General features: G+C 67.3%; 17 protein-coding genes. 6 read left to right on the top strand and 11 right to left on the bottom strand.

Features of this window, described 5'->3' with window-relative positions; translation table 11 throughout:
• Positions 1 to 4 precede the first annotated feature (4 nt).
• Both epmB and ACOOHP_RS07115 read left to right on the top strand, forming a co-directional pair.
• Positions 5 to 1,036, top strand: coding sequence for an EF-P beta-lysylation protein EpmB (gene epmB / locus ACOOHP_RS07120; protein ID WP_420465761.1), 1,032 nt, complete (start codon positions 5 to 7; stop codon positions 1,034 to 1,036).
• Positions 1,033 to 3,081 (top strand): EAL domain-containing protein, encoded by a 2,049-nt coding sequence (locus tag ACOOHP_RS07115; RefSeq protein WP_420465760.1) that lies wholly within the window; start codon positions 1,033 to 1,035, stop codon positions 3,079 to 3,081. Before epmB ends, ACOOHP_RS07115 begins: the two co-directional genes overlap by 4 nt.
• Positions 3,082 to 3,296: 215 nt before the next feature.
• Here the strand turns inward: ACOOHP_RS07115 and htpX are convergent, their stop codons facing one another.
• The 4 genes from htpX to ACOOHP_RS07095 all read right to left on the bottom strand — a co-directional run bounded on the left by htpX (position 3,297) and on the right by ACOOHP_RS07095 (position 7,387).
• Positions 3,297 to 4,172, bottom strand: coding sequence for a protease HtpX (gene htpX, locus ACOOHP_RS07110; protein WP_420465759.1), 876 nt, complete (start codon positions 4,170 to 4,172; stop codon positions 3,297 to 3,299).
• Between the two features lie 78 nt (positions 4,173 to 4,250).
• A complete protein-coding gene (parC, locus tag ACOOHP_RS07105) occupies positions 4,251 to 6,464 on the bottom strand; it encodes a DNA topoisomerase IV subunit A (RefSeq protein ID WP_420465758.1) in 2,214 nt (737 codons plus the stop codon).
• Positions 6,465 to 6,617: 153 nt separating this feature from the next.
• Positions 6,618 to 6,893 (bottom strand): hypothetical protein, encoded by a 276-nt coding sequence (locus ACOOHP_RS07100; protein ID WP_420465757.1) that lies wholly within the window; start codon positions 6,891 to 6,893, stop codon positions 6,618 to 6,620.
• 11 nt (positions 6,894 to 6,904) lie between these two features.
• Positions 6,905 to 7,387, bottom strand: a complete 483-nt coding sequence (locus tag ACOOHP_RS07095; RefSeq protein ID WP_420465756.1) for a DUF1249 domain-containing protein — start codon at positions 7,385 to 7,387, stop codon at positions 6,905 to 6,907.
• A 102-nt stretch (positions 7,388 to 7,489) separates the two neighbouring features.
• On the opposite strand from ACOOHP_RS07095, the gene ACOOHP_RS07090 reads away from it, so the two are divergent.
• Positions 7,490 to 9,115, top strand: a complete 1,626-nt coding sequence (locus tag ACOOHP_RS07090) for an alpha-D-glucose phosphate-specific phosphoglucomutase (RefSeq protein ID WP_420465755.1) — start codon at positions 7,490 to 7,492, stop codon at positions 9,113 to 9,115.
• Between the two features lie 90 nt (positions 9,116 to 9,205).
• On the opposite strand, the gene ACOOHP_RS07085 is transcribed toward ACOOHP_RS07090, so the two are convergent.
• The 4 genes from ACOOHP_RS07085 to smc all read right to left on the bottom strand — a co-directional run bounded on the left by ACOOHP_RS07085 (position 9,206) and on the right by smc (position 17,225).
• A complete protein-coding gene (locus ACOOHP_RS07085; RefSeq protein WP_420465754.1) occupies positions 9,206 to 10,456 on the bottom strand; it encodes a hypothetical protein in 1,251 nt (416 codons plus the stop codon).
• Positions 10,457 to 10,657: 201 nt separating this feature from the next.
• Positions 10,658 to 12,727 carry an NAD-dependent DNA ligase LigA gene (gene ligA, locus ACOOHP_RS07080; RefSeq protein WP_420465753.1) on the bottom strand — a complete coding sequence of 690 codons (2,070 nt, stop codon included), beginning with the start codon at positions 12,725 to 12,727 and terminating at the stop codon, positions 10,658 to 10,660.
• A 39-nt stretch (positions 12,728 to 12,766) separates the two neighbouring features.
• The gene (locus tag ACOOHP_RS07075) at positions 12,767 to 13,510 is read right to left on the bottom strand and encodes a cell division protein ZipA C-terminal FtsZ-binding domain-containing protein (protein WP_420465752.1); all 744 of its coding nucleotides are present in this window, start codon (positions 13,508 to 13,510) and stop codon (positions 12,767 to 12,769) included.
• A 169-nt stretch (positions 13,511 to 13,679) separates the two neighbouring features.
• Positions 13,680 to 17,225, bottom strand: a complete 3,546-nt coding sequence (gene smc, locus ACOOHP_RS07070) for a chromosome segregation protein SMC (protein ID WP_420465751.1) — start codon at positions 17,223 to 17,225, stop codon at positions 13,680 to 13,682.
• Positions 17,226 to 17,358: 133 nt separating this feature from the next.
• Between smc and queF the strand changes: the two genes are divergently transcribed.
• The 3 genes from queF (at position 17,359) to ACOOHP_RS07055 (ending at position 18,847) form a co-directional block, all read left to right on the top strand.
• Positions 17,359 to 17,769 (top strand): preQ(1) synthase, encoded by a 411-nt coding sequence (gene queF, locus ACOOHP_RS07065; RefSeq protein ID WP_420465750.1) that lies wholly within the window; start codon positions 17,359 to 17,361, stop codon positions 17,767 to 17,769.
• A 61-nt stretch (positions 17,770 to 17,830) separates the two neighbouring features.
• On the top strand, positions 17,831 to 18,145 hold the full coding sequence (locus ACOOHP_RS07060; protein ID WP_420465749.1) for a DUF1161 domain-containing protein: 315 nt from the start codon (positions 17,831 to 17,833) through the stop codon (positions 18,143 to 18,145).
• A 21-nt stretch (positions 18,146 to 18,166) separates the two neighbouring features.
• Positions 18,167 to 18,847: a hypothetical protein gene (locus ACOOHP_RS07055; RefSeq protein WP_420465748.1), complete on the top strand. Its 681-nt coding sequence runs from the start codon at positions 18,167 to 18,169 to the stop codon at positions 18,845 to 18,847.
• Here the strand turns inward: ACOOHP_RS07055 and ACOOHP_RS07050 are convergent.
• The 3 genes from ACOOHP_RS07050 to ACOOHP_RS07040 are packed head-to-tail and all read right to left on the bottom strand — an operon-like array spanning position 18,828 to position 23,541.
• The gene (locus ACOOHP_RS07050; RefSeq protein WP_420465747.1) at positions 18,828 to 20,429 is read right to left on the bottom strand and encodes an FGGY-family carbohydrate kinase; all 1,602 of its coding nucleotides are present in this window, start codon (positions 20,427 to 20,429) and stop codon (positions 18,828 to 18,830) included. The genes ACOOHP_RS07055 and ACOOHP_RS07050 overlap by 20 nt on opposite strands.
• Complete coding sequence (locus ACOOHP_RS07045) at positions 20,426 to 21,952, bottom strand: glycerol-3-phosphate dehydrogenase/oxidase (protein ID WP_420465746.1); 1,527 nt, start codon at positions 21,950 to 21,952, stop codon at positions 20,426 to 20,428. The genes ACOOHP_RS07050 and ACOOHP_RS07045 overlap by 4 nt, the downstream gene beginning before the upstream one ends.
• Positions 21,949 to 23,541, bottom strand: a complete 1,593-nt coding sequence (locus ACOOHP_RS07040; protein WP_420465745.1) for an FAD-binding oxidoreductase — start codon at positions 23,539 to 23,541, stop codon at positions 21,949 to 21,951. The genes ACOOHP_RS07045 and ACOOHP_RS07040 overlap by 4 nt, the downstream gene beginning before the upstream one ends.
• Between the last annotated feature and the right edge of the window lie 19 nt (positions 23,542 to 23,560).

The following is a 23,560-nucleotide window of genomic DNA, read 5'->3' as shown; positions in this document are numbered from 1 at the left end:
GCGCATGATAGCCGCTAGCCCCGACCCAAGACAGACCTCGGCCGAGGCGCCGCGTGCGCCGGCCTGGCAGCACGCGCTGCGCCAGGCTTTCAGCCGTCCGTCCGATCTGCTGTCCTACCTGGAGCTGGATCCCGCGCTGCCGGCACTGGAACTGCCGCGTCTGCGCTCGTTCCCCTTGCGCGTACCCCGCGGTTACGCCGCGCGCATGCGCAAGGGCGATCCCCTCGATCCGCTGTTTCTTCAGGTGTGGCCGGCCGCGCGGGAGGCGGAGCAGGCTGCAGGCTTTGTGCGCGACGCAGTCGGCGACCTGGACGCCGCGCTGGGAGACGGCGTGCTGCACAAGTACCACGGCCGCGCCCTGCTGATCACCACCGGCGCCTGCGCCGTGCACTGTCGCTACTGCTTCCGGCGCCACTTTCCCTATGCCGAAAGCCTTGCCGCGCGCGGTCACTGGCAACCTGCGCTGGCACGTCTGGCCGCCGATCCCGGCATCGTTGAAGCGATCCTCTCCGGCGGCGATCCGTTGTCTCTTTCGGACGAGCGTCTGCAAGAGTTGCTGGAAGGCCTGGCACGCATCCCGCACCTGCGTCGCGTCCGCATCCACACGCGTCAGCCCATCGTGCTGCCGGAACGGGTCGATGCCGGCCTGCTCAAGATTCTGACCGCGCTGCCGCTGGACAAGGCGATGGTGCTGCACGCCAATCACGCCAACGAACTGGACTCGACCGTGCGCGACGCCTGCCGTGCGCTGCGCAATACCGGCTTGACCCTGCTCAACCAGTCGGTTCTGCTGCGCGGCATCAACGACACGACCGACGTACTGATGGGCCTGCATGAGCGCCTGTTCAGTCTGGGGGTTCTCCCCTACTATCTGCATGTGATGGACCGCGTCGAGGGCGCGGCCCATTTCGAGGTTTCCGAGGACCGGGCGGTACGGCTGATGCGAGAGTTGTCGCGAAGCTCCCCCGGGTATCTGGTCCCCAAACTGGCACGGGAAGTGCCGGGTGAGCCCGCCAAAACCTGGATTCCATGGTGAACAACCCGCCGCTGCTGAGAACCGCCGCCCCGGCCGCCACGACTGCGCTGGTGCTGGTGGTGGCGCCTTTCGAGGAAAACGCCAAGCGCATCGAAAGCCATCTGCGTAACGCCGGCCACAAGATGCGTGCGGTGTGGGTCTCCGACGCCGCCGAGCTCGAACAACATCTGCAGAAGAGTCCACCGGATCTGCTGATGGCCTCGGACCAGTCCGCGGCACTGCCGCTCAGGGCGGTGATGGAAAGCTGCCGACGCTTTGCACCCAGTCTGCCGATTCTCTCGCTAGGCCAGCGCCTGTCCGGCGACAACGCGGCGGCCGCGGTCGCCGCCGGCGCGCGCGATCTGGTATCCGATTGCAACGAGGAAAGCCTGGGACATCTGGAGCGCGTTTACCTGCGTGAATACCTGGCCTACCGCAACCTGCGCGAATTGGCCCGTACGCGCGCGCTGCTGGCCGACTACGAATCCCGCTATACCCAGCTGGTCGCCGGCACCGGTGACGCCGTGGCGCAGATCTACGAGGGTATCCTGGCCGAGGTCAATCCCGCGTTCGCCAACCTGCTGGGTCACGATGACCCCGCCGCTCTGGCCGGCATGCCGCTGATGGATCTGGTGGCGCCCGAACAGCACGCCGCCGTGCGCGACCAGCTGCGCCAGCTCAACAACGGCCGCGCCGACGGCAAGTCGCTGGAGTGCGCCCTGCTCAGCCGTGACCGCACCCCCGTCACCGTGTCGGCGCAGCTGACCCGGGGCGAGGCCGACGGCGAGCGCTTCGTGGAAATGCTGATCCGCGCCGAAGCGGTGCAGGCACCCACCGCCGCCGCGGCCGGGCGGCTCGATTTCTTCAATGCCATCGACAATACCGGCGCCGATGAAGAACCCAGAGCCGCTCTGTTTGCGGTGATCGACGGCTTCGACTCGCTGGAAGACCGCATCGGTCACCTGGACGCCGAGCAGGTCGCGGTGCAGGCCGGCGCGCGTCTGGCGCGCGATGCCGAGGCAGGCGTGAACCTGTTCCGGTTCTCCACCCACGAATTTGCTCTGCTGGTGTCGCGCCACGATGCGCTGGAATTCGAGCCGCTGGCGGACCGGCTGGTGCGCGATATCGGCGCCCAGGTGTTCAGCACGGCGGAACACGAGTCGCAGGTGTCGCTGTCGATCACCGTGTATCCCCTCAGTGCTGCCGAAACCGCTTCGAAGATCGTCGGGGTGCTCGCCAACGATGCGCGCAAGCTGTCCGGCCGTGGCGGCAATCGCTATGCCCTGATCGGGCCGACCGCCAAGGCCAATGCGGCCGAACGCGAAGAGCAGCGCACGGTGGAAAACATCCGCGCCGCACTGGAGGACAATCGCTTCAAGCTGGCCTACCAGACCATCGCCAGCCTGGAGGGCGACACGCGCCAGCACTTCGACGTGCTGATCCGAATGATCAACGACCAGGGCGAGGAAGTGCACGCCAGCGACTTCGTCCGCATCGCCGAGAAGGCCGGGCTGATGCGCCTGATCGATCGTTGGGTCATCCAGCAGGCCACCAACGTGATCACGGCGCGCGGAAACCGCAAAGAGGGCTCGATGCTGTTCGTCAAGCTCAGCGAGGACACCCTGAAAGATACCGACGGGTACATCGCCTGGTTCCAGGAACTGCTCAAGGGCCGCAAGCTCGGCGAAGAGGAAGTCTGCTTCGAGATTCAGGAAATTTCCCTGCAGAACCACATCCGCAAGGCCAAGACCCTGACCAAATATCTGCGCGACTGCGGCGCCAGCGTCGCCATCGAACACTTCGGCATCGGGGTGAATTCCGCGCAGCTGCTGGAGCACCTGCCGATCAATTTCCTCAAGTTCCACATGTCCTACACGCACAACTTCAGCGACAAGGACATCCAGAAGAAAATGGCCGGCTTCATGGACCAGGCCAAACAACGGCGGATTCGCACCATCGTCAGTCATGTCGAGGACGCCAACGTCATGGCCCGCATGTGGCAGATGGGCGTCAATTTCATCCAGGGCTACCACGTACAGGAGCCCGAGGTCGTGCTGATCGCTTAGCGCGCTTGCTGAGCTGGAAAAACCCGGATCGATATCCGGGATTAGCTTGATCTGCAGGCCGAATCGGCCAGCGGTGGCCACCCCCCGCCATCCCCAACTCAATGGATAGGTTTAGCGCCATCCCGTAGGGCGGCCCGCGGCGGCTGTCCGCGCTCGATGAGCGGGTGCGACGACTCCGGCACGGCTGCGCGGTGTCGATCCCCGCCCGTCCAGCTTCAGCCCGCCGCCCCTCCCGCCTTCAGGGCGGCGATGCGATCTTCCAGCGGCGGATGCGTCATGAAGAATTTCTTGGCGCCGCCGATGAAACCGAAGGCCGCGACCTGCTCAGGCAGCGAGGACTCCGCGTGGCCGGCCTTGAGCCGCTCCAGCGCGGCGATCATCTTGCGCCTGCCGGCCAGATGCGCACCGCCGGCGTCCGCACGGAACTCGCGCTGGCGGGAGAACCAGCACACGATGGTCGTCGCCAGAATGCCGAACACGATCTGCAGCACGATCACGCTGATGTAGTAGCCCGGACCCACGCCGCGCTCGGTCTTGAACACGGCTCGGTCGATGACGTAACCGACCACCCGCGACAGGAACATCACGAAGGTATTCACCACGCCCTGCACCAGGGTGAGGGTCACCATGTCGCCATTGGCGACGTGCGCCACCTCATGACCGAGCACCGCCTCCACCTCATCCTGGCTCATGTTGCGCAGCAGGCCGGTGCTCACCGCCACCAGCGCGTTGTTGCGGTTCATGCCGGTGGCGAAGGCGTTGGGTTCGGGCGCGTCGAAGACGGCGACCTCGGGCATGCCGATACCCGCGGTGCGCGCCTGGCGCTGCACCGTGTTGATCAGCCACATCTCGGTGGAGGTCTTCGGCTCGGTGATGACCTGCGCGCCGGTGCTGCGCTTGGCCATCCACTTGGACATGGCCAGCGAAATGAACGCGCCGCCGAAGCCGAAGATCGCCGAGAACGCCAGCAAGGCCGGCAGGTTGAGCCCGTTCTGGGTGAGGAAGCGATCGACCCCCAGCAGCGAGGCCACCACCGCCAGCACCACCATTACCGCGACATTGGTCGCAACCAGCAGCATCACTCGTTTCATACCGCCCTCGCCTTTCGTTCCAGTTGAACTTGCCGCGGGAATATCGGGGTCTTCGACCGCCGCTTCAAGAGCCGGTTCTCAAGCCAGCGCCATCCGCTCCACCGTCTGGAAACCGCGCGGCAGATGGCCGCCACGACTGGCGCGAGCACCGACGTAAGCGTCCAGATCGGCCGGCTTAAGATTCAAGGTCCGCTTGCCGCAATACAGGGTGAGCGTGGCAGGCAGTGGCACCACCGCGCTGGCGACGATGCGATCTTCGCCTTTCAAGGTGACGAGCTTGTTGCCTTTGCCCTTGGCCAGTTCCGGCAGTTCGGAAATCGGGAACACCAGCAGCCGGCCTTCTGCGGTCGCCAGCGCCAGCCGGTCGCTGCCCGGATCGGGCACCCGCGCCGGCGCCAACGGCGCACGCTCCACGCTGACGACCGCTTTGCCAGCGCGCTGTCGCGAAGCCAGCTCGCCCAGGCGTGCAACGAAGCCATAGCCTTCTTCGGAGCCCAGCACGTAACGCTCGTTTTCGTCGCCGAACAGCAGCGCCACGATGCGCGCGCCGGGCTGGACATCAAGCTTGGTGGTCACCGGCTCGCCTTGGGAGCGCGCCGACGGCAGCTCGCGCGGATTGAGCGTGTAACTGCGGCCCTTGGAGTCCAGCAGCACCAGCAACTGGTTGGATCTGCCGTGCGCGTGCGCCAGATACTCGTCGCCTGCCTTGTACGACAGCGACGCCGGGTCCAGTTCGTGGCCCTTGCCGGCGCGGATCCAGCCCGCCTTGGAAAGCACCACGGTCAGCGGTTCGGCGGGGATGATCTCCTCGGCCGACATCGCCACCGCCGGCGGCCGCGCTTGGACCACGCAGCGGCGCTCGTCGCCGTATTTCCGGGCGTCTTCCTTGAGCTCTTCGCCGATCAGTTTCCTGAGCTTGTCGTCGTCGTCGAGCAGCTCCTCCAGTCTGGCGCGTTCGGCTGTCAGCTCGTCCTGCTCGCCCTTGATGCGCATCTCTTCGAGCTTTTGCAGGTGACGCAGCTTGAGATCGAGTATCCACTCGGCTTGCACGTCGGACAGCGCAAAGGTGCTGATGAGCTTGGCCTTGGGCTCGTCTTCAAAGCGGATGATGCGGATCACCTCATCGATATTGAGGTAGGCGATCATCAAACCTTCGAGGATGTGCAGCCGGTCGTTGACCTTGGTCAAGCGGTGGTTGAGCCGCCGCGTCACCGTCTGGAAGCGGTACTCCAGCCACTCGACCAGAATCTGCTTCAGATTCTTCACGCGCGGCCGCCCGTCCAGGCCGATCATGTTGAGGTTGACGCGTACGCTCTTTTCCAGGTCCGTGGTGGCGAACAGATGCGCCATCAGTGCCTCTGCATCGACCCGGTTCGATCGTGGAATGATGACCACACGCGTCGGGTTCTCGTGGTCCGACTCGTCGCGCAGATCTTCCACCAGCGGCAGTTTCTTGGCCCGCATCTGCTCGGCGATCTGCTCCTGGATCTTGGCCGGCGACACCTGATGCGGCAGCGCGACAACGACGATATGGCCGCTGTCTTCCTCGCGCTCCCACACCGCGCGCGTGCGCACCATGCCATTGCCGGTCTGGTAGATCTTGAGCAGATCGTGCGGTTCGGACACGATCTCGCAGCCGGTCGGGAAATCCGGCGCGGGCACGAATTCGCACAATGTCTCGACCTGCGCGTTCGGATGCTTGAGCAGGTGCAGGCAGGCCTTGACCAGCTCGCGGATGTTATGCGGCGGAATGTCGGTGGCCATGCCCACCGCGATACCGGTGGTGCCGTTGACCAGCACATTGGGCAGGCGTGCCGGCAGGCGCACCGGCTCTTCCATCGTGCCGTCGAAGTTTGGCTGCCAGTCCACCGTGCCCTGGCCGAGTTCGGCGAGCAGGGTCTGTGCGTACGCGCCGAGCCGCGACTCGGTGTAACGCATGGCGGCGAACGATTTCGGATCGTCCGCGCTACCCCAGTTGCCCTGCCCGTCCACCAGTGGATAGCGATAGCTGAAGGGCTGCGCCATCGTCACCATCGCCTCGTAGCAGGCGCTGTCGCCATGCGGATGGAACTTGCCGATGACGTCGCCGACGGTGCGTGCCGACTTCTTGTGCTTGGCGCCGGGTCCCAGCGCCAGCTCCGACATGGCGTAGACGATGCGACGCTGCACCGGCTTGAGCCCATCAGCGAGGTGCGGCAGCGCGCGATCGAGCACCACATACATCGAGTAATCGAGATAAGCCTTTTCGGCGAAGGCGCGCAGCGGCAGGCGTTCGGTATCGGAGTTCAGCATGTCGATCGAATTCGAGGGCAAAGGTTTACGAGCGCCGTCATCGCGGCACCGCCGTAAAGCGGCCAAGGGAAACGTTTTCCGGAGACCGGCCGGGATGTCCGCATTCCGGCCTTCGCCGGCATGACGAGTTTCCGGGGCCTGCGTTGAGGCCGTTCAGTTGTCGCGGGCGCGGAACACCACGGCCTGCACGTGATCCAGGTCGATCACGGCGTCGAAGAATTCCTTGCCGCTGAGTTCGGTCAGTCGCACGCTGTCGTCGGACAGCGCGCCGACCTTGCCGGTCAGCTCGGCGCCGGAAGCCAGCACCACGGTAGCGGACTTGCCTGCGCGGTCCTGCAGGGCCTTGCGCACCGCATCGGAGTCAGCGCTGGCGGTCCCCGAGGTGGCGGCCAGCAACCCTGCAATCGCAACCACAACTGTGCGCGTCATGATTTCACTCCTCAGGCCGCCGCCGCCACCCGCGGACGATGGGCCATGCCAAAGCCGTGACCGTGGTCCAGCAGGTATTCCAGCCACTTGCCCAACATCAGGTTGCGGCGCCATTGCCCGCTCAGGAACTCGCCCGCCTTGGGGTCCGCCTCATCCTGCGCCTGCCACGGCGGTCGATGCGAACATTCCAGCGCCTCGGCGACGCCCGCGTCCCGATATGCGCGAATCAGGATGTCCGGTTGCCGGCGCAGGCCGCAGTCGTCGACGAATTCGTAGGTCAGGCGCAAGGTCAGAGTGTAACGATCACGCGCAACCAGACTCAGGTGCAGCGGCAGATCCGAGCCGGATCGCGACACCGCCGATTCGAACGGCAGATCCAGCTCCGGAATCAGGCGCTGCAGCAGACGATAGTTGCGCTCGTACAGATCCATCAGGTGCGCAAGCCGTCGCGGCTTGCCGCAGCAGGGGCACAGATGTTCTCGAATGGCTTCCATGGGGAAGACACTATCCGCAAGGCCCGGAAGCGGCGCAAGTCTTGATTTTTGCGCCAGACACGCGGCCACAATGAGCGTTCATTCGCAGGACTGGAGAACCCCGTGGCCGTGCGCGAAATCGCTTCCAAGCCCTACTCCGACCAGAAACCGGGCACCGCAGGGCTGCGCAAGAAAGTCGCCGTGTTCCAGCAGCCGCACTACCTGGAGAATTTTCTGCAGGCGATCTTCGATGTCGACCCGCGTCTGCGCGGCGGCACGCTGATCGTCGGCGGCGACGGTCGATATCACAACCGCCCTGCGATTCAGACCGCGATCGCGATGGCCGCTGCCAACGGCATCGGTCGGGTTGTAGTCGGCCAGGGCGGCCTGCTGTCCACTCCGGCGGCCTCGCACCTGATCCGGAGTCGCGAGGCGGCAGGCGGGTTTCTGCTCACTGCCAGCCACAACCCCGCGGGCGAGGACGGTGACTTCGGCCTCAAGTACAACGTGGTCGGTGGCGGCCAGGCACCTGAGTCCTTGACCGACCGGCTGTACGAGGCCAGCCGGACCATGACGCGCTACCGCACGCTGGAAGGCGTGTACGTAGACCTGGACCGGCGCGGCACGCAAACCGTCGAGGGCATGGCGGTGGAGATCGTCGACTGCGTGGACGACTACGCGCAGCTGATGCAGACCCTGTTCGACTTCGACCGCATCCGCGACTGGTTCAAGCGCGGCCACCGCCTGCGCTTCGATGCGATGCACGCGGTGACCGGCCCCTACGCTCAGCGGCTGTTCGTGGACCTGCTGGGGGCGCCGGCTTCCAGCCTGCAGAACGTCTGCCCGCTGGAAGATTTTGGTGGCGGCCATCCCGACCCCAATCTGATCTACGCCAAGCCGCTGGTCGATCTGATGCTGTCGGATGCCGCGCCCGAACTTGGCGGTGCCAGCGACGGCGACGGCGACCGCAACATGATCCTGGGCCGCGGTCTATTCGTGACGCCCGGCGATTCGCTGGCAATGCTGTGCGAGCACCTGCACCTGCTGCCCGGCTATCGCGACGGCCTGGCCGGCGTCGCGCGCTCCATGCCCACCTGTCGCGCGCTCGATCAGGTCGCGCGCGCCTTGAAGATCCCTTGCTACGAGACGCCCACCGGCTGGAAATTCTTTGCCAACCTGCTCGACGCCGGTCGCATCACCCTGTGCGGCGAAGAAAGCTTCGGCACCTCCTCCAACCACACCCGCGAGAAGGACGGTGTCTGGGCCGTACTGGCCTGGCTCAACATCCTGGCGATCACGGAACGCTCGGTGCAGGACATCGCGCAGGCGCACTGGGCGCGCTTCGGGCGCCATTATTACGCGCGCCACGATTACGACGAGCTACCTGCCGCCGCGGCACAACAGGTCATGCAGGCTTTGCAGGAATCATTGCCGGCGCGCATCGGTCAGCGCTATGGCGATTACACCATCAGCGCCGCCGACAGCTTTTCCTATGTCGATCCCATCGACGACAGCCGCGCCACCGACCAGGGACTGCGCCTGGTGTTTGGCGATGCTGCGCGCCTCATCGTGCGGCTGTCCGGCACCGGCACCAAGGGCGCCACCTTGCGCCTGTACCTGGAACGCTTCGAGCGTCAGGCCCTGGACCTGAAATCCACCGAAGCACTGGCGCCGCTGACGGGCCTGGCGGAAAAGATCGTGCGCGTCGCCGATATCACCGGCAGGCGCGCACCCAGCGTCATCACCTGAGCAGGCGCGGCAAGCTCGGCGCCAAAAAAAGCCCCGGCGCAAGGCCGGGGCTCTGGTACCGCTACACCGATGCCGGATCGCCGGTAGCGATCAGCCCTGGCCACCCAGCAGGCCACCGAGCAAGCCGTCGAGCAGGCCGGTCAGGGTTGCGAACAGCGGCGCCAGCGGACCTTCGAGCGCACCGGCACCGGAGAGCAGACCGGTGAGCTGCGCCAGGGCATTGTTGAGCTGGGCACCACCGACTGCCGGGATCGGCAGACCGCCGGTGCCGCCGGCACCGCCGAGCACCGAGGTGATCTGTGCCAGCAGGTCATCCAGGATCACGGTGGGATCGCCACCGCCAACGCCCGGGACGGCACCGGTCAGCGGCGCCAGCAGGGTTTCGATGACACCGGTCAGGGCGTCGCCACCCAGGCCGGAGCCCGGCGTGGTGAAGCCGGTCCCCAACAGTCCGGTCAATTGGTCGATGGCGTCCATGATGGGACCGCTGAGCGGGTTGCCACCACCGTCGCCAACCTGCCCTTCGAGCAGTCCGATCGGCAACACGTCCACCAACAGGCCGTTCACCAGATGCTCGACCGTGACGGTCAGCGCCGAAGCCACTGCGGTCGGATCGCCGCTGGAGGCCGCACCGACGGTGGTCTCCAGATCGTCCAGCGCGGTGCCGACCAGGGTCAGCGAGGGGCCGACTACAGGCGCATTGATAGCCTCCGCCGGCACCATCGACAGCGCCAGGTTGTAGCCCTCCGCGAGCTGCGCGACCAGACCGCTCAGAACGCTCAGATCGGGAACACCGGCACCGCCGCCGGTCCCGGGCAGACCGCCCTGCACCGACGCCAGCGTGCTCAGCAGGGTCGCGCCAAAGGCTTCCAGCGGCGTGCCGGCCAGCGGGTTGCTGCCCAGTCCGCCGGGCGCGGGAATGGTGGTGCCGCTGCAGGCGCCACCGCCGGCCAGCGACAACAGCAGACCCTGCAGATCGGAAACCAGATTGGTCAGCTCGGCCTGCACCACCGTCGCCGCGCCTTGAAAGCCCGCCGTGCCGGCGTCGGCCTGGGCTGCCAGGACGTCGACGATATCGAGCGTGTCGCCGACCACGATCTGATCGACGCAGGTCACCACACCTGCCAACGGGGTGCCCGCCGAGGCAACCGCCAGAGGGGCAAGGACCTGGTTGGAGACCGGCTCCTGCACCGCGTCCAGCGGACCGGCCACGTCGTTGCGCGCGGTAGGCGTCGGCGCGCCGCCGTCGCCGCTGCTACCGCTGCTGCCACCGCCGCCGCCGCAACCCACCAGCGTCAAGGAACCCGCCAAGGCCAGCGCCATCAGACTTTTCTGCCACATGAGAACTCTCCGTTAAAAGTTGGGAACCGCCGCCCCGCGACAGCGATGGACCGAAGCATCGACGCACGCGAAGCGCGATGCGATGCAGGCGGGACAACCGGTGCAAAGCGCCCGACGAGCCGATTGAGGCCAAACCCAGCGGCATCGAAAAGCGGACCGGCGGCGCGGCGACGGCTGGACCCGATGCGGTCGCGCGACCGCTCAGGCGTCGTCGACAGCCAACTTCTGCAGCGCGTTCCAGTCCAGCACCGTAACGCCCAGCTTTTCGGCCTTGGCCTGCTTGGAGCCCGCGGCTGCACCGGCCAGCAGGAAGTCGGTCTTGGCCGATACCGAGCCCACCACCCGACCGCCTTGCGCCTCGATCCACGCGGTCGCCTGATCGCGGGTGATTCCCGGCAGGGTGCCGGTGATGACGATGCTCTTGCCGGCCAGCGCACCGCCCGCGGCAGCGGCGGGCGCCGGCCAATGGATGCCGCAGCCCCCCTGATCGCGCGGCCGCACCAGCGCGCTGACCACTTCGCGATTGCGCTGCTCTCCGAAAAAATTCACCACGTGCGCGGCGACTGTCGGGCCGACGTCGGCCACCTGGCGCAGTCGCGGGTAGCGGTCCTTGTCCTTCAGTTCGGGCGCATGGGCGGTGGACGCATCGCTGTGGATGGCGGCGAGCAGGTCGTCCAGCGTTCCGAAGTGACGCGCAAGATCGCGTGCCGTGGTTTCGCCCACTTGCGGACAGCCGAGTGCAAACAGGAAGCGGCCGAACTCGGTGAGGCGGCTGCGCGCGATGGCGGCCGCGACATTGGACGCGGACTTCTCGCCCATGCGCTCGAGCCCTGCGAGTACCTCTGCAGTCAAGGCCAGGTAGATGTCGGCCGGCGACGTCAGCAGCCCGGCGTCGATCGCCTGCGCCAGCAGCTTGTCGCCCAGCCCTTCGATGTCCATGGCCTTGCGCGACACGAAATGAACCAGTGCGCCGTGCAACTGCGCGCGGCAGGACAAACCGTTGGTGCAGCGCGCGACCACCTCGCCTTCGACCCGTTCGACATGCCCCCCGCACACCGGGCACTGTGGTGGCAACCGCACCGGCACCCGCGCGTCGTGGGCGGCGCGCTCGGCCTCGTCGGCCAGCACCACACGGACCACTTCGGGGATCACATCGCCGGCGCGACGCACGATCACGGTGTCGCCCGGTCGCACGTCCTTGCGTTCGACCTCATCCATATTGTGCAGCGTGGCGTTGCCGACGTTGGCACCGCCGACGAACACCGGCCGCAACCGCGCCACCGGGGTGAGCGCACCGCTGCGCCCGACCTGAAACTCCACATTCTCCAACACGGTGCGCGCCTCTTCGGCGGCAAACTTGTAGGCGCAGGCCCAGCGGGGCTCGCGCGATACGCTGCCCAGTTCCTCGCGGCCGGCAAGATCGTCGAGCTTGAACACCACACCGTCGATCTCGAAATCCAGCTCGGCGCGGCGCTGCGCCATCGCCGCGAAATACCTCAGCATGCGGTCGACACCGTCGACGGTTTCGATCAAGTCCGATACCGGCAAACCCCAGGCGCGCAACTGCGCCAGCACCTCGGCATGGCTTGCCGGCGCATCCCATTGCTCCCGATAACCGAGGGCATAAGCGGTGAAGGCCAGTGGCCGCTGCGCGGTGACGGCGGGGTCGAGCTGGCGCAGCGAGCCAGCCGCAGCATTGCGCGGATTGACCGGCACCTTGTCGCCACGCGCCTCGGCCTCGGCGCATAGACGGCGGAACCCGCTGAGCGGCAGATACACCTCGCCGCGCACTTCGACCACCGGCGGTGGCTGGCCGCGCAGGCGTCGCGGGATGTCGCCGACGGTGCGCAGATTGGCGGTGACGTCCTCACCGGTCTCGCCGTCGCCGCGGGTGGCGCCCTGCACCAACACGCCGTCGCGATACGTCAACGACACCGCCAAGCCGTCGAGCTTGGGTTCGGCGCTGTAGCGGGCACTGTCGCAGCCCAGAACTTCGCGCACGCGACGGTCGAAATCGCGCAGCGCGGCCTCGTCGCCGGCCTTGCGCAGCGACTGCATCGGCAGGCGATGGGTCACCGGCGCGAATGCGCTGCTGGGCGCGCCGCCGACGCGCTGCGTCGGTGAGTCGGCGCTCGCCAGCTCGGGATGGCGGGTCTCCAACTCGCGCAATTCGGAAAACCACGCGTCGTATTCGGCATCGGAAACGCTGGGCGCATCGAGCACGTAATAACGGTGGTCGTGCGCAGCAATCCGTTCGCGCAACCAGGCCACGCGGGCGGCGGCAGTTACCGCCGGTTGCGGCACAGGTTCTCAGCCCAGCTGGTGGGTCTTGGCCCAGGCCTGCAGGTCCTGGCGCAGGCTGCTGGCCACGGCGTCGTCCACGCGCTGACGGCTGGCGTCGAAGATATCCGCCTTGAGCGCCACCGCCAGCGCACGGGTGGTGCCCAGCATGTCGTCGAAGGCAACCGTGGGACTGACCGGGCCCGGCAGATTCATCAAAACCAGCAAGCCCTTGGTGGAGAAGGTCTCGGCCTCGGTCGGCACCAGCTTGCCGGGCTTGAGCAGGCTGGCTACCGAGAACACGCTGCGACCTCCGATGAGGCGGTGATACAGCTCGCCCTCGCCAAAGCGCAGCCCCTGCATGGCCAGGGCCTGATGCAGCTGCGGGCCGAGTATGTCGATTTCCTCGGTGGGCGCCACGATCAGCGCGACCGGTCGCGCGGGTACCGCAGCGGCGGCGGGAGCGGTCTGGGTCGACGGCTTGAGCAAGGTGGCGACCGACGGTGGCGACGCCGGTTCCCGCGCCTTGGGCGCATCCATGCTGGGTTCGCCACCGCGCTTGCGCGGGCGGCCGACACCATATTCATCGTATCCCTGCGGCGGTTTGCGCGGCGCCAGCAGATCGAGCTGATCGCCCTGCTCATCGGCCCCGCGAAGCAGGGCGTCTTCGGTGGAGTCGTCGCCGTCTTCGGATTTCGCGCGGCGGCTGAGCACGTACAGCGCCACCACCAGCACTACGCATACGATCAGCAGCGCCCATTGCAATTCGCCCATGAGTTCTCCTAGTCGCCGACGGCGACGCCAACGTCCCTCGCCCGCGCGGTTGGGTCCCAGCTCGAGAGCGCCATTATGGCGCTCCCGGGTAAGCCCAACCGGGGAGAGGGGGGGACCGTCCGCGGATGCGGACGGTGGGGTGAGGGCAAGCCGCCCGAACGAAGGTTCTTCACGCTATCGACTCTTTCCCGGCTTCCGCTTCGACCTGGCCGACCAGATCCACCGCCTGCTGGACGTCCACGCTCACGAGTCGCGACACGCCCGGCTCTTGCATGGTCACGCCGTGCAGATGGCTGGACAGCTCCATCGTGATCTTGTTGTGGGTGATGATAATGAACTGCACGGTCTGGCTCATCTCGCGCACGACCTCGCAGTAGCGCGCTACGTTCGCGTCGTCCAGCGGCGCGTCGACCTCGTCCATCAGGCAGAACGGCGCCGGGTTGAGTTGAAACAGGCCCAGCAGCAAGGCCACCGCGGTCATCGCCTTCTCGCCGCCGGACAGCATCTGGATGCTGGAATTGCGCTTGCCGGGAGGGCGCGCCATCACCCGCACGCCGGTGTCGAGCAGGTCGTCGCCGGTGAGTTCCAGATACGCCTCGCCGCCGCCGAACAGTTTCGGAAAGCGGTCGCGGAAGATGGTGTCGACCTTGTCGAACGTATCCTTGAAACGTTCCTTGGTCTCGGCGTCGATCTTGCGGATCGCCTCCTCCAGGGTATCCAGCGCACCGGTGAGGTCGTCGTACTGCTCGCCCAGATACCGGTCGCGACCTTCGGCCTCTTCCAGCTCCTGGATCGCGGCCAGATTGATGGCGCCCAGACGCTCGATACGTCGGCCCAAGCCCGCCAGCTTTTCCTCCCATCCGTCGCTGGTGGCCTCGGAAGGAAGCTGCGCGAACACGGCTTCAGGTTCCAGTCCGGAGGCTTCGCAGACCTCGGCCAGTTGCTGCTGGATGCTCTGGCGGCGCGCGCGCAGGTTCTCGAACTCGATGCGCGCCTGCTGTAGGCGCTCCTGCGCCTGATCCTTGGCGTCCTCCGCCTCGCGGAAACCCTGCGCGCTCTGACCCACCGCCTGCTCGGCCGCTTCCAGGGCCATGCGCGCGCTACGCAGCACCTCGCGCGCCGCGTTGACCGCATCGCGCGCCGTTTCGGCCTGTGCCTGGCGCTCCGCCAGGGGTGCCTCCAGTTCTTCCACCGCAGCGCCGCGGGCGCTACGGTCCTGTACCAGCTGCTCGCGGCTGGCCTCCAGTTCGTACGCGCTCTGGTTGAGCGCCGCAACATGGCTGCGCCGCGATGCCAGCTGAATCTGCACCTGACTGTCGGCCTGCGCAGCCTGGGTCAGTAGGGCGCGATTGCGGCTGACCGCGTCGCGCACGCGCGCCAGACCCTGCTGATGCTGGATGCGCTCCTCGCGCAAGCGTTGCGCCACCGCCTCCAGGTTGACCAGCTTGTCGCGCGAGGCAGTCAGTTCGGCGGCCTGCTGCTCGCGCTGCGCCTTGAGCGCCTCGATGTCCTTGACCAGGGCGGCGATGCGCCCCTGGGTCTGCTCCAGTCGCACCGCCTGGGCCTGGCGAAATGCCAGACGCTGCGATTGCCGGCTGCGCGACTGCTCGAAGCGCGCGGCCAGTTCGCGCCGTTCGCTCTCAGCCTGTTGCTGGCGTTCGCGTACCGCGCCCAGCGCCGCTTCGCGCGCGTCGATGGCCTGGCTGGTTTCGTCGACCTGCGCGCGCAATTGCTGGATCAGCTGCTCGCGCGCGATGACACCCGAGCGCGCATCCTGACTGGACGGCACCCGTATCCAGCCACGTCCGCGCCAGACGCCGTCCGGCGTGGTCACCGACTCGCCAGGGGCGAGCGTGCCGAGACGCGCGACAGCATCGGCCGCGTTGTCGGCGCAATAGACCGAGCCTAGGAAATCGCGCACCGCTTGCGGACCTTGAACCCATGCGGCCAGGGTGCCGGCGTCGGCGGGGGCATCGGTCCCCTGACGCTGCAGCAGCGCCAAGCCGGCCCGGGGCCACTCCTGGTGCGCCCAATCGGTCGCCAGATGATCCACCAAAGGCGCCTGCAGCAGGCCTTGCAGCACGTGCTCGACGGCGGTCTCCCAGCCCGCCTCGACCTGCAGATGCTGGCCAAGACGCGGCTGGCCGATCAGCTCGCGTTCGCGCAGCCAGCCGGCCAGTTCGGCGTCGTCCTGGCGCAGCGCGGCCTGTTGCAGGGTTTCCAGCGAAGACAGGCGCCCGCGCGCCGACTGCAGCTGCTGACGCGACTCGTGCAAACCGCCGTCCAGGGTGGCACGTTGTTCGCGCAGCGCAGCAAGGTCGCGGTCCAGCCCTTGCAGGCGGGTCTGGGCATCGGCGATCTCAGCATCGAGCTGGCCCAGTTCGGTGTCGGCATCGAACAGCGAGGCCTGGATCGGCGCGGCATCCAGCCCGGCGCTTTCCGCCGCCAGCCGCTTGTAGCGCTCCTCCAACTGGAATTGCGCGCGCTCCAGCGCCTGCACGCGCACACGCTCGCCTTCGGTATCGAACAGCGGCTGCTCGGAGGTGGCGCTGAACTCTTCCCAGCACGCCTGCTCGGCCTGCGCACTGTTTTCCGAACGCGCGAGGTTGGCGCGCGCCTCCTCGTGATGCCGCAGTGCCGACTCGGCCTGACTTTCGAGCTGCCCGACTTCGGCCAACGCCTGCTCCAGGCGCAGGCGATCCTGCTGCCGGCGGCGGTCGAGATCGGCCAGGCTGCGATCGAGCTGTTCCAGCTCGCGCTGCTTCATGGCGCGCAGCTCGCGCGCGTGCACCAGGTCCTGTTCGAGCCGGCTGGCGGCGCCCTCGGCCTCGAACACCGCGCCCTGCTCGCGGTTGAGCTGCTCCTGCGCCTGACGCCGCGCGTCCTCGGCACCTTCGCGGCCCTGGGCCGCCGCCATGACCTGGGCGCGCGCGTTTTCCAGCGCCTGCTCCAGGGTTTCGAGCTTGTCCTGATGGGCGTTTGCCTCGGCGTCCAGACCACGCTCGCGCAAGGCCAGTATCTCGGCCTTGAGTTGACGTTCCTGCTGCTTGAACTCGCGGTATTTCTCCGCGTTGGCAGCCTGCTTGCGTAGCACTTCGAGCCGCGCCTGAATCTCCACCCGCATGTCATTCAGGCGCGACAGGTTTTCGCGCGTCTGGCGGATACGGCTCTCGGTTTCCTTGCGGCGGTCCTTGTACTTGGAAATGCCGGCGGCTTCTTCGAGCCAGGCGCGCAGTTCCTCGGGCTTGGCCTCGATCATGCGGCTGACCATGCCCTGCTCGATGATCGCGTACTGATTCTTGCCGCCCAGGCCGGTGCCGAGCAGCAGGTCGGTGACGTCGCGCTTGAGGCACTTGCGCCCGTTGAGGAAGTACTGCGAATTGCCGTCGCGGGTCAGTTCGCGACGCACCGCGATGTCGGTATAGGCAGCGTACGGGCCGGTGATCTGGCCGTCGCTGTTGTCGAAATGCAGCTCCACGCTGGCGCGACCGACCGGCTTGCGGGTCTTGGAGCCGTTGAAAATGACGTCGTCCGAGTCCTGCGTGCGCAGCTGCTTCTGGCTGGCCTCGCCCAGCACCCAGCGCACCGCATCGATGAGATTGGATTTTCCGCAGCCGTTAGGGCCGACGATGGCCGTCAGATTGGCCGGCAGCGGCAGTTGCGTGGGATCGACAAAAGACTTGAAGCCGGCCAGCTTGAGTCCGGAAAGGCGCATTCGATTTCGAGTTGTGCGCGCACAGTCGTGGCGCTTTCAATGAGGCCGCTCCCCAGGGGAGGCCGATGGGCTAGTGTAAATTACCGACCTCGAATCACCCACCTTTGCGCCGTTCGCTGCCGCCACCGCCCGCATGTCTACCCAGCCGGACACGTCGCTAGAAAGCTTTTCCAATCCCCATCCCGGGCGCGACTTCGTGATCCGCATGCGGATGCCAGAGTTCACCTGCCTGTGCCCCAAGACCGGCCAGCCGGATTTCGGCACGCTCTACCTGGAATACATCCCCGACCAGCGCTGCGTCGAGCTCAAGTCGCTCAAGCTCTACATCTGGAGCTTTCGCGACCAAGGCGCCTTTCACGAGGCGGTGACCAATCGCATCCTCGACGACCTGGTCGCCGCCACCGCGCCGCGCTTCATGCGCCTGACTGGCGACTTCGGCGTGCGCGGTGGCATCTTTACCCACGTTGTGGTCGAACATCGCGCGCCGGGCTGGAGCCCGCAACCGGCCGTAACGCTGCCGCCAGGCGAATGGATCAAGCAGTAAACAGGCGCTCAAGACAGGCGCTCAAGCGTCGCCCACCGGGAATCAGGAGACAGAACAGACCATGAAATCTATCAAGATCATCGCGGCTTTGAGCCTGTTGCTGGCCGTCGGCACTGCGCAGGCGCGCAAGGATTGCGCCGAGCTGCAGGCCGAAATCGACGCGCAGCTACAGGCCAAAGGCGTCAAGAACTACACCCTGGAGGCGGTGGCCACTGCGGATGCAGGCGATCGCCAGATCGTCGGCAGCTGCGACGGCGGCTCCCGCAAGCTCGTCTACACCCGCGGTGTGGTGGCGACGGCCCCGGAGGCCGCGGCCCCGGCGACGGAGCCAGCCACCTCGACCGGCACGCCCGAGACCCCGCTGCAGAACTATTGATCCGACGCGGCTGCAATCGCCATGGCCATGGAATGGTTGCAGCCGGTCGACCTTTACTGCGAGCGCTTCGGCCCCGGTCTGCTCGCCGAACCGCTCAACGCGCTGAGCAATCTGGCGTTTGTCCTCGCCGGCGTGTGGGTCGCCGCGCGCATGCCCCTGGCCTTTGCTCCGCGACCGGTGCCGCTGTCATTCAACCTGCTGGCCGGCTGCATTGCGCTGATCGGCATCTGCTCGGGCGCCTTCCACACCTTCGCTACGCGCTGGGCCGGATGGCTCGACGTCCTGTCGATCGCCCTGTTCATCTACGGCTTCGCCATCTGTTTTGCGCGCTACGTACTCGACATCCGCTGGTCGCTGGCCTGGATCGCTGCACCGGCGCTGTGGGCGCTGGGCGTGTTCGTGACCGCGCCGTTCGAATCCGGCGATCTCAACGGCTCGGTGGACTACCTCCCGGCCCTGGCGGCGCTGAGCCTGATGACCCTGGGCCTGGCGTTTCGACGCCGGCCCGGCGCCGCAGTCTTCGCGCTGGCCGCGGCGCTGTTCGCCGTCTCCATCGCGCTACGCAGCGTGGACCAGGCCTGGTGCTCGCGCTGGGTCTGGGGCACCCACTGGGCCTGGCATCTGCTCAACGCCGGGGTGCTGAGCCTGGCCATGACCGGACTGGTTTTGGCTGGCCGCGGGCCTATACCGGATATCCGGTGATGTCGCGGATGCGTCGGTAAAGGGGCTGCAGCCGGGGATAAAGATCGCGATAGACCTCGCGATAAAGTCGCAGATAGATCGCTTGCGCGCCGGGCTCCGGCACGAACCTTCGGCCGACACGGGTCATGGCACGCACCGCCGCGGCGTAATCGGGGTGCAGCCCCAGGCCTACTGCGAGATTGATCGCGGCGCCCAGCGCCGAGGTCTCGTAAACCTCGGGCCGCTCGGCGGCGAGGCCGAATATGTCGGCGGTGATCTGCATCGCGGCATCCGACTGCGAGCCGCCGCCGCCCACCACCAGGCGTCGGATCTTGCGCGCGGTACGGCGCTCGATCTGTTCGGCACCGGCGCGCAGGCCGTATACGAGGCCTTCAAGAATCGCGCGGTACAGGTGCGCGCGTGTATGCACATCGCCGAAGCCGATGATGCTGCCTTTGGCCTCGGGTCCCGGATCGCGCACGCCGGGCGACCAGTAGGGCTGCAGGGTCAGGCCCATGCTGCCAGCCGGCACGCTGTTCACCAGCTCGTCGAACAGCGACTCCACCGCCACGCCGCGCTCGGCCGCGAGCGCGATCTCGCGTTGGCCGAACTCGCGCTTGAACCAGCTCACCATCCAGAAGCCGCGGAAGATCTGGATCTCGGTGTTCCACGCATTCGGCGCCGCGGCTGGATACGCGGGCAGCATGCGCTGGACCTCAAAGTAGCGCGTCTGCGTGGTGTTGACGGTCGCCGTGGTGCCGAACGAGAGCTGCGCCACGTCCGGCTCCAGCGCGCCGCAGCCGACCACCTCGCAGGCCTTGTCGGCCGCCGCCGCGATCATCGGTAGCCCGGCAGGCAGCCCCAGCGCCTGCGCCGCACGCGGCGTCAGCGCGCCCAGCCGCGCGCCCGGTGGCACCAGCCGCGGTAGCTGCTCCGCGCGCACCGCGACCGCCTTCCACTTGAAGTCCGCCGGCTTGGCCCATTCGAGCCGCTGGTAGTCGAAGGGCACATAGCCGACCTGGCTGCCGACCGAATCCACGTAGTCGTCGACCAGTCGGTGCGTCAGATACCCGCTGAGGAATAGATATTTCGCTGTGGCGCGCCACAGTTCGGGTTGGTGCTGCGCGAGCCAGTTGGCGTCGGCCTCGGCCTGCAGATGGGCGATCAGCGGCGTCGCGCCGACGACCCCGAACAGGGCGCGCCACAGCGGCCCGAGGTCGGGCGGCGCGGTACAGCGGCGCTGGTCGAGCCAGACGATGGCGGGGCGCAGCACCGCGCCGTTGGCGTCGAGGCAGACCATGGTGGCGCGCTGCGTGGTCAGCGACAGGCCGGCGATCTGCCCGGGCGTCACCGCGGCTTGCGTCCAGAGTCCGGTGCAGGCCTGCACGAGCGCGTTCCACCAGACCTCCGGGTCCTGCTCGGCCCACCCGGGCTGCGGCGAAACATAGGGCTCGATGGGAACCTGGCTGCGTACCAGCAACTGGCCCTGGGTGTCGAACACGCAGGCACGCGCGCTCTGGGTACCCACGTCCAGTGCCAGCAGGCGGGCCGTGCCGACACGGTGCTTGCCCGGAGGACAATGGGTGCTGGGGGCGTCCCTCATAGCGGCGCGTGCTGTTGTTGCCACAGCGCGAGATAGGCGGTTTCCTCGGCAGCCCAGCGCGCATCGTCCCAGCCCAGCTCGGACTGCACCACGATGCGGATGGAGGGCAGCAGCGCGGCACCGCCCCGCGCGCTCACCAGCCCGATGCGCGTACGTCGCAGCAGCAGATCGTCGAGCCGGTGGACCTGTTCGTGGCCGGCCGACCATTTCAGCTCGGCGTAGGTGTAAGGCGTGGCGCCCACAGTACTCATCAACTCGTCCTGCGCAACCAACTGCTGCGCAATGGCCGGCCCGAGCCTTCCGCTCAGGCGTAGCAGGCTCGCGTCCGAATTTGCCGCATATTCGAACAGCGGTTGCTCCGCGCGCGGCGCGAGCCGCGGCTGCTGTTGCGCCGCTTCCGTAAGCACTTGGCGCGCGGTGACGCGGAAAGTGGTGAGCTTGCCCCCGGTGATGCTGACCAAGCCCGGACTCGACCACAGCGCGGATTCGCGAGACTCCGCGGACGGCGCGCCCTTGCCGCCGGCAATCACCGGCCGCACGCCGGCATAGCGGCACAGCGCATCGCTGGCATCCAGGTTGACGTCGGGGAAGCGTAAGTTCAGCGCCTGGATCAGATAGCTCGCTTCCCCGGCGGTCATGCATGGAGAGTCGAGCGCGCGCACATCGTGATCGAGGTCGGTCGTGCCGTAGAGCACGGCGCCCTCCCAGGGGTAGGCGAAAATCGGTCGGCGATCGTGCGGATGCAGCCAGGAAATCGCATGCGCGATCGGCAGGCGTGCGTGCGGAAACACGAAGTGGCTGCCGCGCAAGGGGCGCAGCGACGGCGCGCCGACCGTTGCCGACGCGAACTGGCGCGCCCACACCCCGGAAGCGTTGACCACCAGTCCGGCCTCGATGCGTCGCGTGGTGTTCGCAAGGCGGTCGTGCAGCACCACGCCGCACACGCGCTCCTGATCGCGCAAGAGATCGTCGACCTGCACATAGTTCAGCGCGGTCGCGCCTGCCGCGCGACTGTCCTCGATCAGACGCTGCACGAGGCGGGCGTCGTCGGTACGGGCGTCCTCGAAGCGCATCGCCCCGAGCAGCGCATCCCGCGACAGCGCGGGCTCGCGTCGCGCGACCTCGTCGGCCGACAGCCAGCACGAGGCAAGGCGTCCGGCCATCAGGTCGTACACCAGCAGGCCGGTCCGGATCAGCAAGCGGCTCGGCTTCACGCCGCGATGCACCGGCATCAGAAAAGCTTGCGGATCGACCAGGCCCGGCGCCTCGCGCAACAGACGTGCGCGCTCGCGCACCGACTCCAGGGTGAGCCGCCATTGCGCGGATCGCAGGTAACGCAAGCCGCCGTGGACGAGCTTGGACGAACCGCTCGACGTGCCCGACGCGAAGTCGTTCTTGTCGACCAGCAGCGCCGAAGCCCCGGTGCGCACGGCTTCGCGCAGCACGCCGGCACCGCTGATGCCACCGCCGATGACGATCAGATCGTAGCGATCGTCCAGTCCGGCAAGCCGGTCGCCGCTCACGCGAACAGCTTGCCTGGATTCATCATGCGATCGGGATCCAGTTCGCGCGCCACCGCGCGGATCAGGTCCATGCCCAGCGCGCCCTTTTCAGCCGCCAAGTAAGGCGCGTGGTCGGTACCGACGCCGTGCTGGTGGCTGATGGTGCCGCCGTGGGCCACGACCGTCTGCGACAGGCGTGCCTTGAGCCGCTGCCAGCGCGCCAGGTCCTGCTCGTAATCGGCCGCGGATCGAAACACGAAGGTCGAATAGAGGCTGCAGCCCTGTCGGTACACGTGCGACAGGTGAGTGAAGGCGTGAACCCGTTCGTCGTCCTGTGCCATCACATCGGTCGCGGCCTGTTCGATGGCACGCATCAGCGGGGTCAGCTGCGGCCAGTTGACGCAGGTTTCCACCGTGTCGGCGCCGTAGCCCGCCTCCCACAACGCGTTGCGCAGGTAGGGTCCGCGAAAGCGGTTCTTGGCCCACCCGGCGCCGATCATGCGTCCCGCGTGCACGCCGCGCGCCAGCTTGCACACGGTCAGCGACTCGCGCCGCGTGCGCAGCACTTCGCGATTCAGGCCGGTAACCCCCATGACCAGCATCACCGGCTTGACGCCGCTGCCGCGCAGCTTCAGATAACGCTTGAGCCAGGTGATGGCCTTGTCGTGACCGGACAGGGTGAGCTGGGTTTCGGTCTCGCTCTCGTTGGACAGGCGCAGCATCGACAGCGGCAGGTCGGCCTGGACCAGATTGCGCACGGCCAGCACACCCTGATCCCAGGTGGGGAAGAAGACCGCGTGAAAATCCTCGCGCTCGGGAAGGGGCCGCAGGCGCACGGTCGCTTCGGTCAGCACGCCCAGACGGCCTTCGGAACCGAGCACGAATTCGCGCAAGTCGGGACCGGCGGAAGACGCCGGCACGCCTCCCACCTCCAGATCGCCGCGCGCGGTCGCCAGGCGACCGGCTGCGAACAGTTGCTCGATGCGGCCGTAGCGCAGGGATTGCTGGCCGCTGGAACGCGTCACCACCCAGCCCCCGAGGGTCGAATACTCGAACGACTGCGGGTAGTGGCCAAGCATCAACCCCAGATCGCGCAGTTGCGCCTCGATCTGCGGCCCCGCGACGCCTGCGCCGAAACGCGCCAGTCGCGTGGTGCTATCGCAGTCCAGCAAGCGGTTCATGTGCTGCAGCGACAGATTGAGTACCGGTCGGTCGCTGTCGACCGGCACGTCCAGGTGGCCCACCACGCTGGTACCGCCGCCCCAGGGGATGACCACCGCGCCAGCCTCGCGCGCCTGTTGCAACAGGCCCCGCGCCTCTTCGTGCGTGGCAGGACTGGCGACCGCGTCCGCCACCGGCCCGATGCGGCCGTACTTCAGCGCCAGCCAGTCGCGATAGCTGTGGCCGCGAGCGTGCCGCAGCCGGGTTTCGGGCGAGACGTCGAAACCGGCGAGCTGCAGGCGCGAGGCGGCAACGTGTCGCAGGACGGCGTCCAGTTCGGCTTCGGGCGACGCTTGTCCGGGACCGATACGCTCGCGCAGGAAAGCCAGGGCCTGGGATCCCAGCGCCACACTTTGTTCCGCTTCGCCCCAGCCGTTCCAGCGCCGCATGCCGACTCCCGCCCCGATC

Origin of the sequence: Panacagrimonas sp. (genome assembly GCF_965216805.1) — a bacterium.
In the GTDB taxonomy this organism is placed as follows: domain Bacteria; phylum Pseudomonadota; class Gammaproteobacteria; order Nevskiales; family Nevskiaceae; genus Panacagrimonas.
Note: the sequence above shows the minus strand (reverse complement) of the source record. Positions and strands in the feature narration are given on the sequence as shown.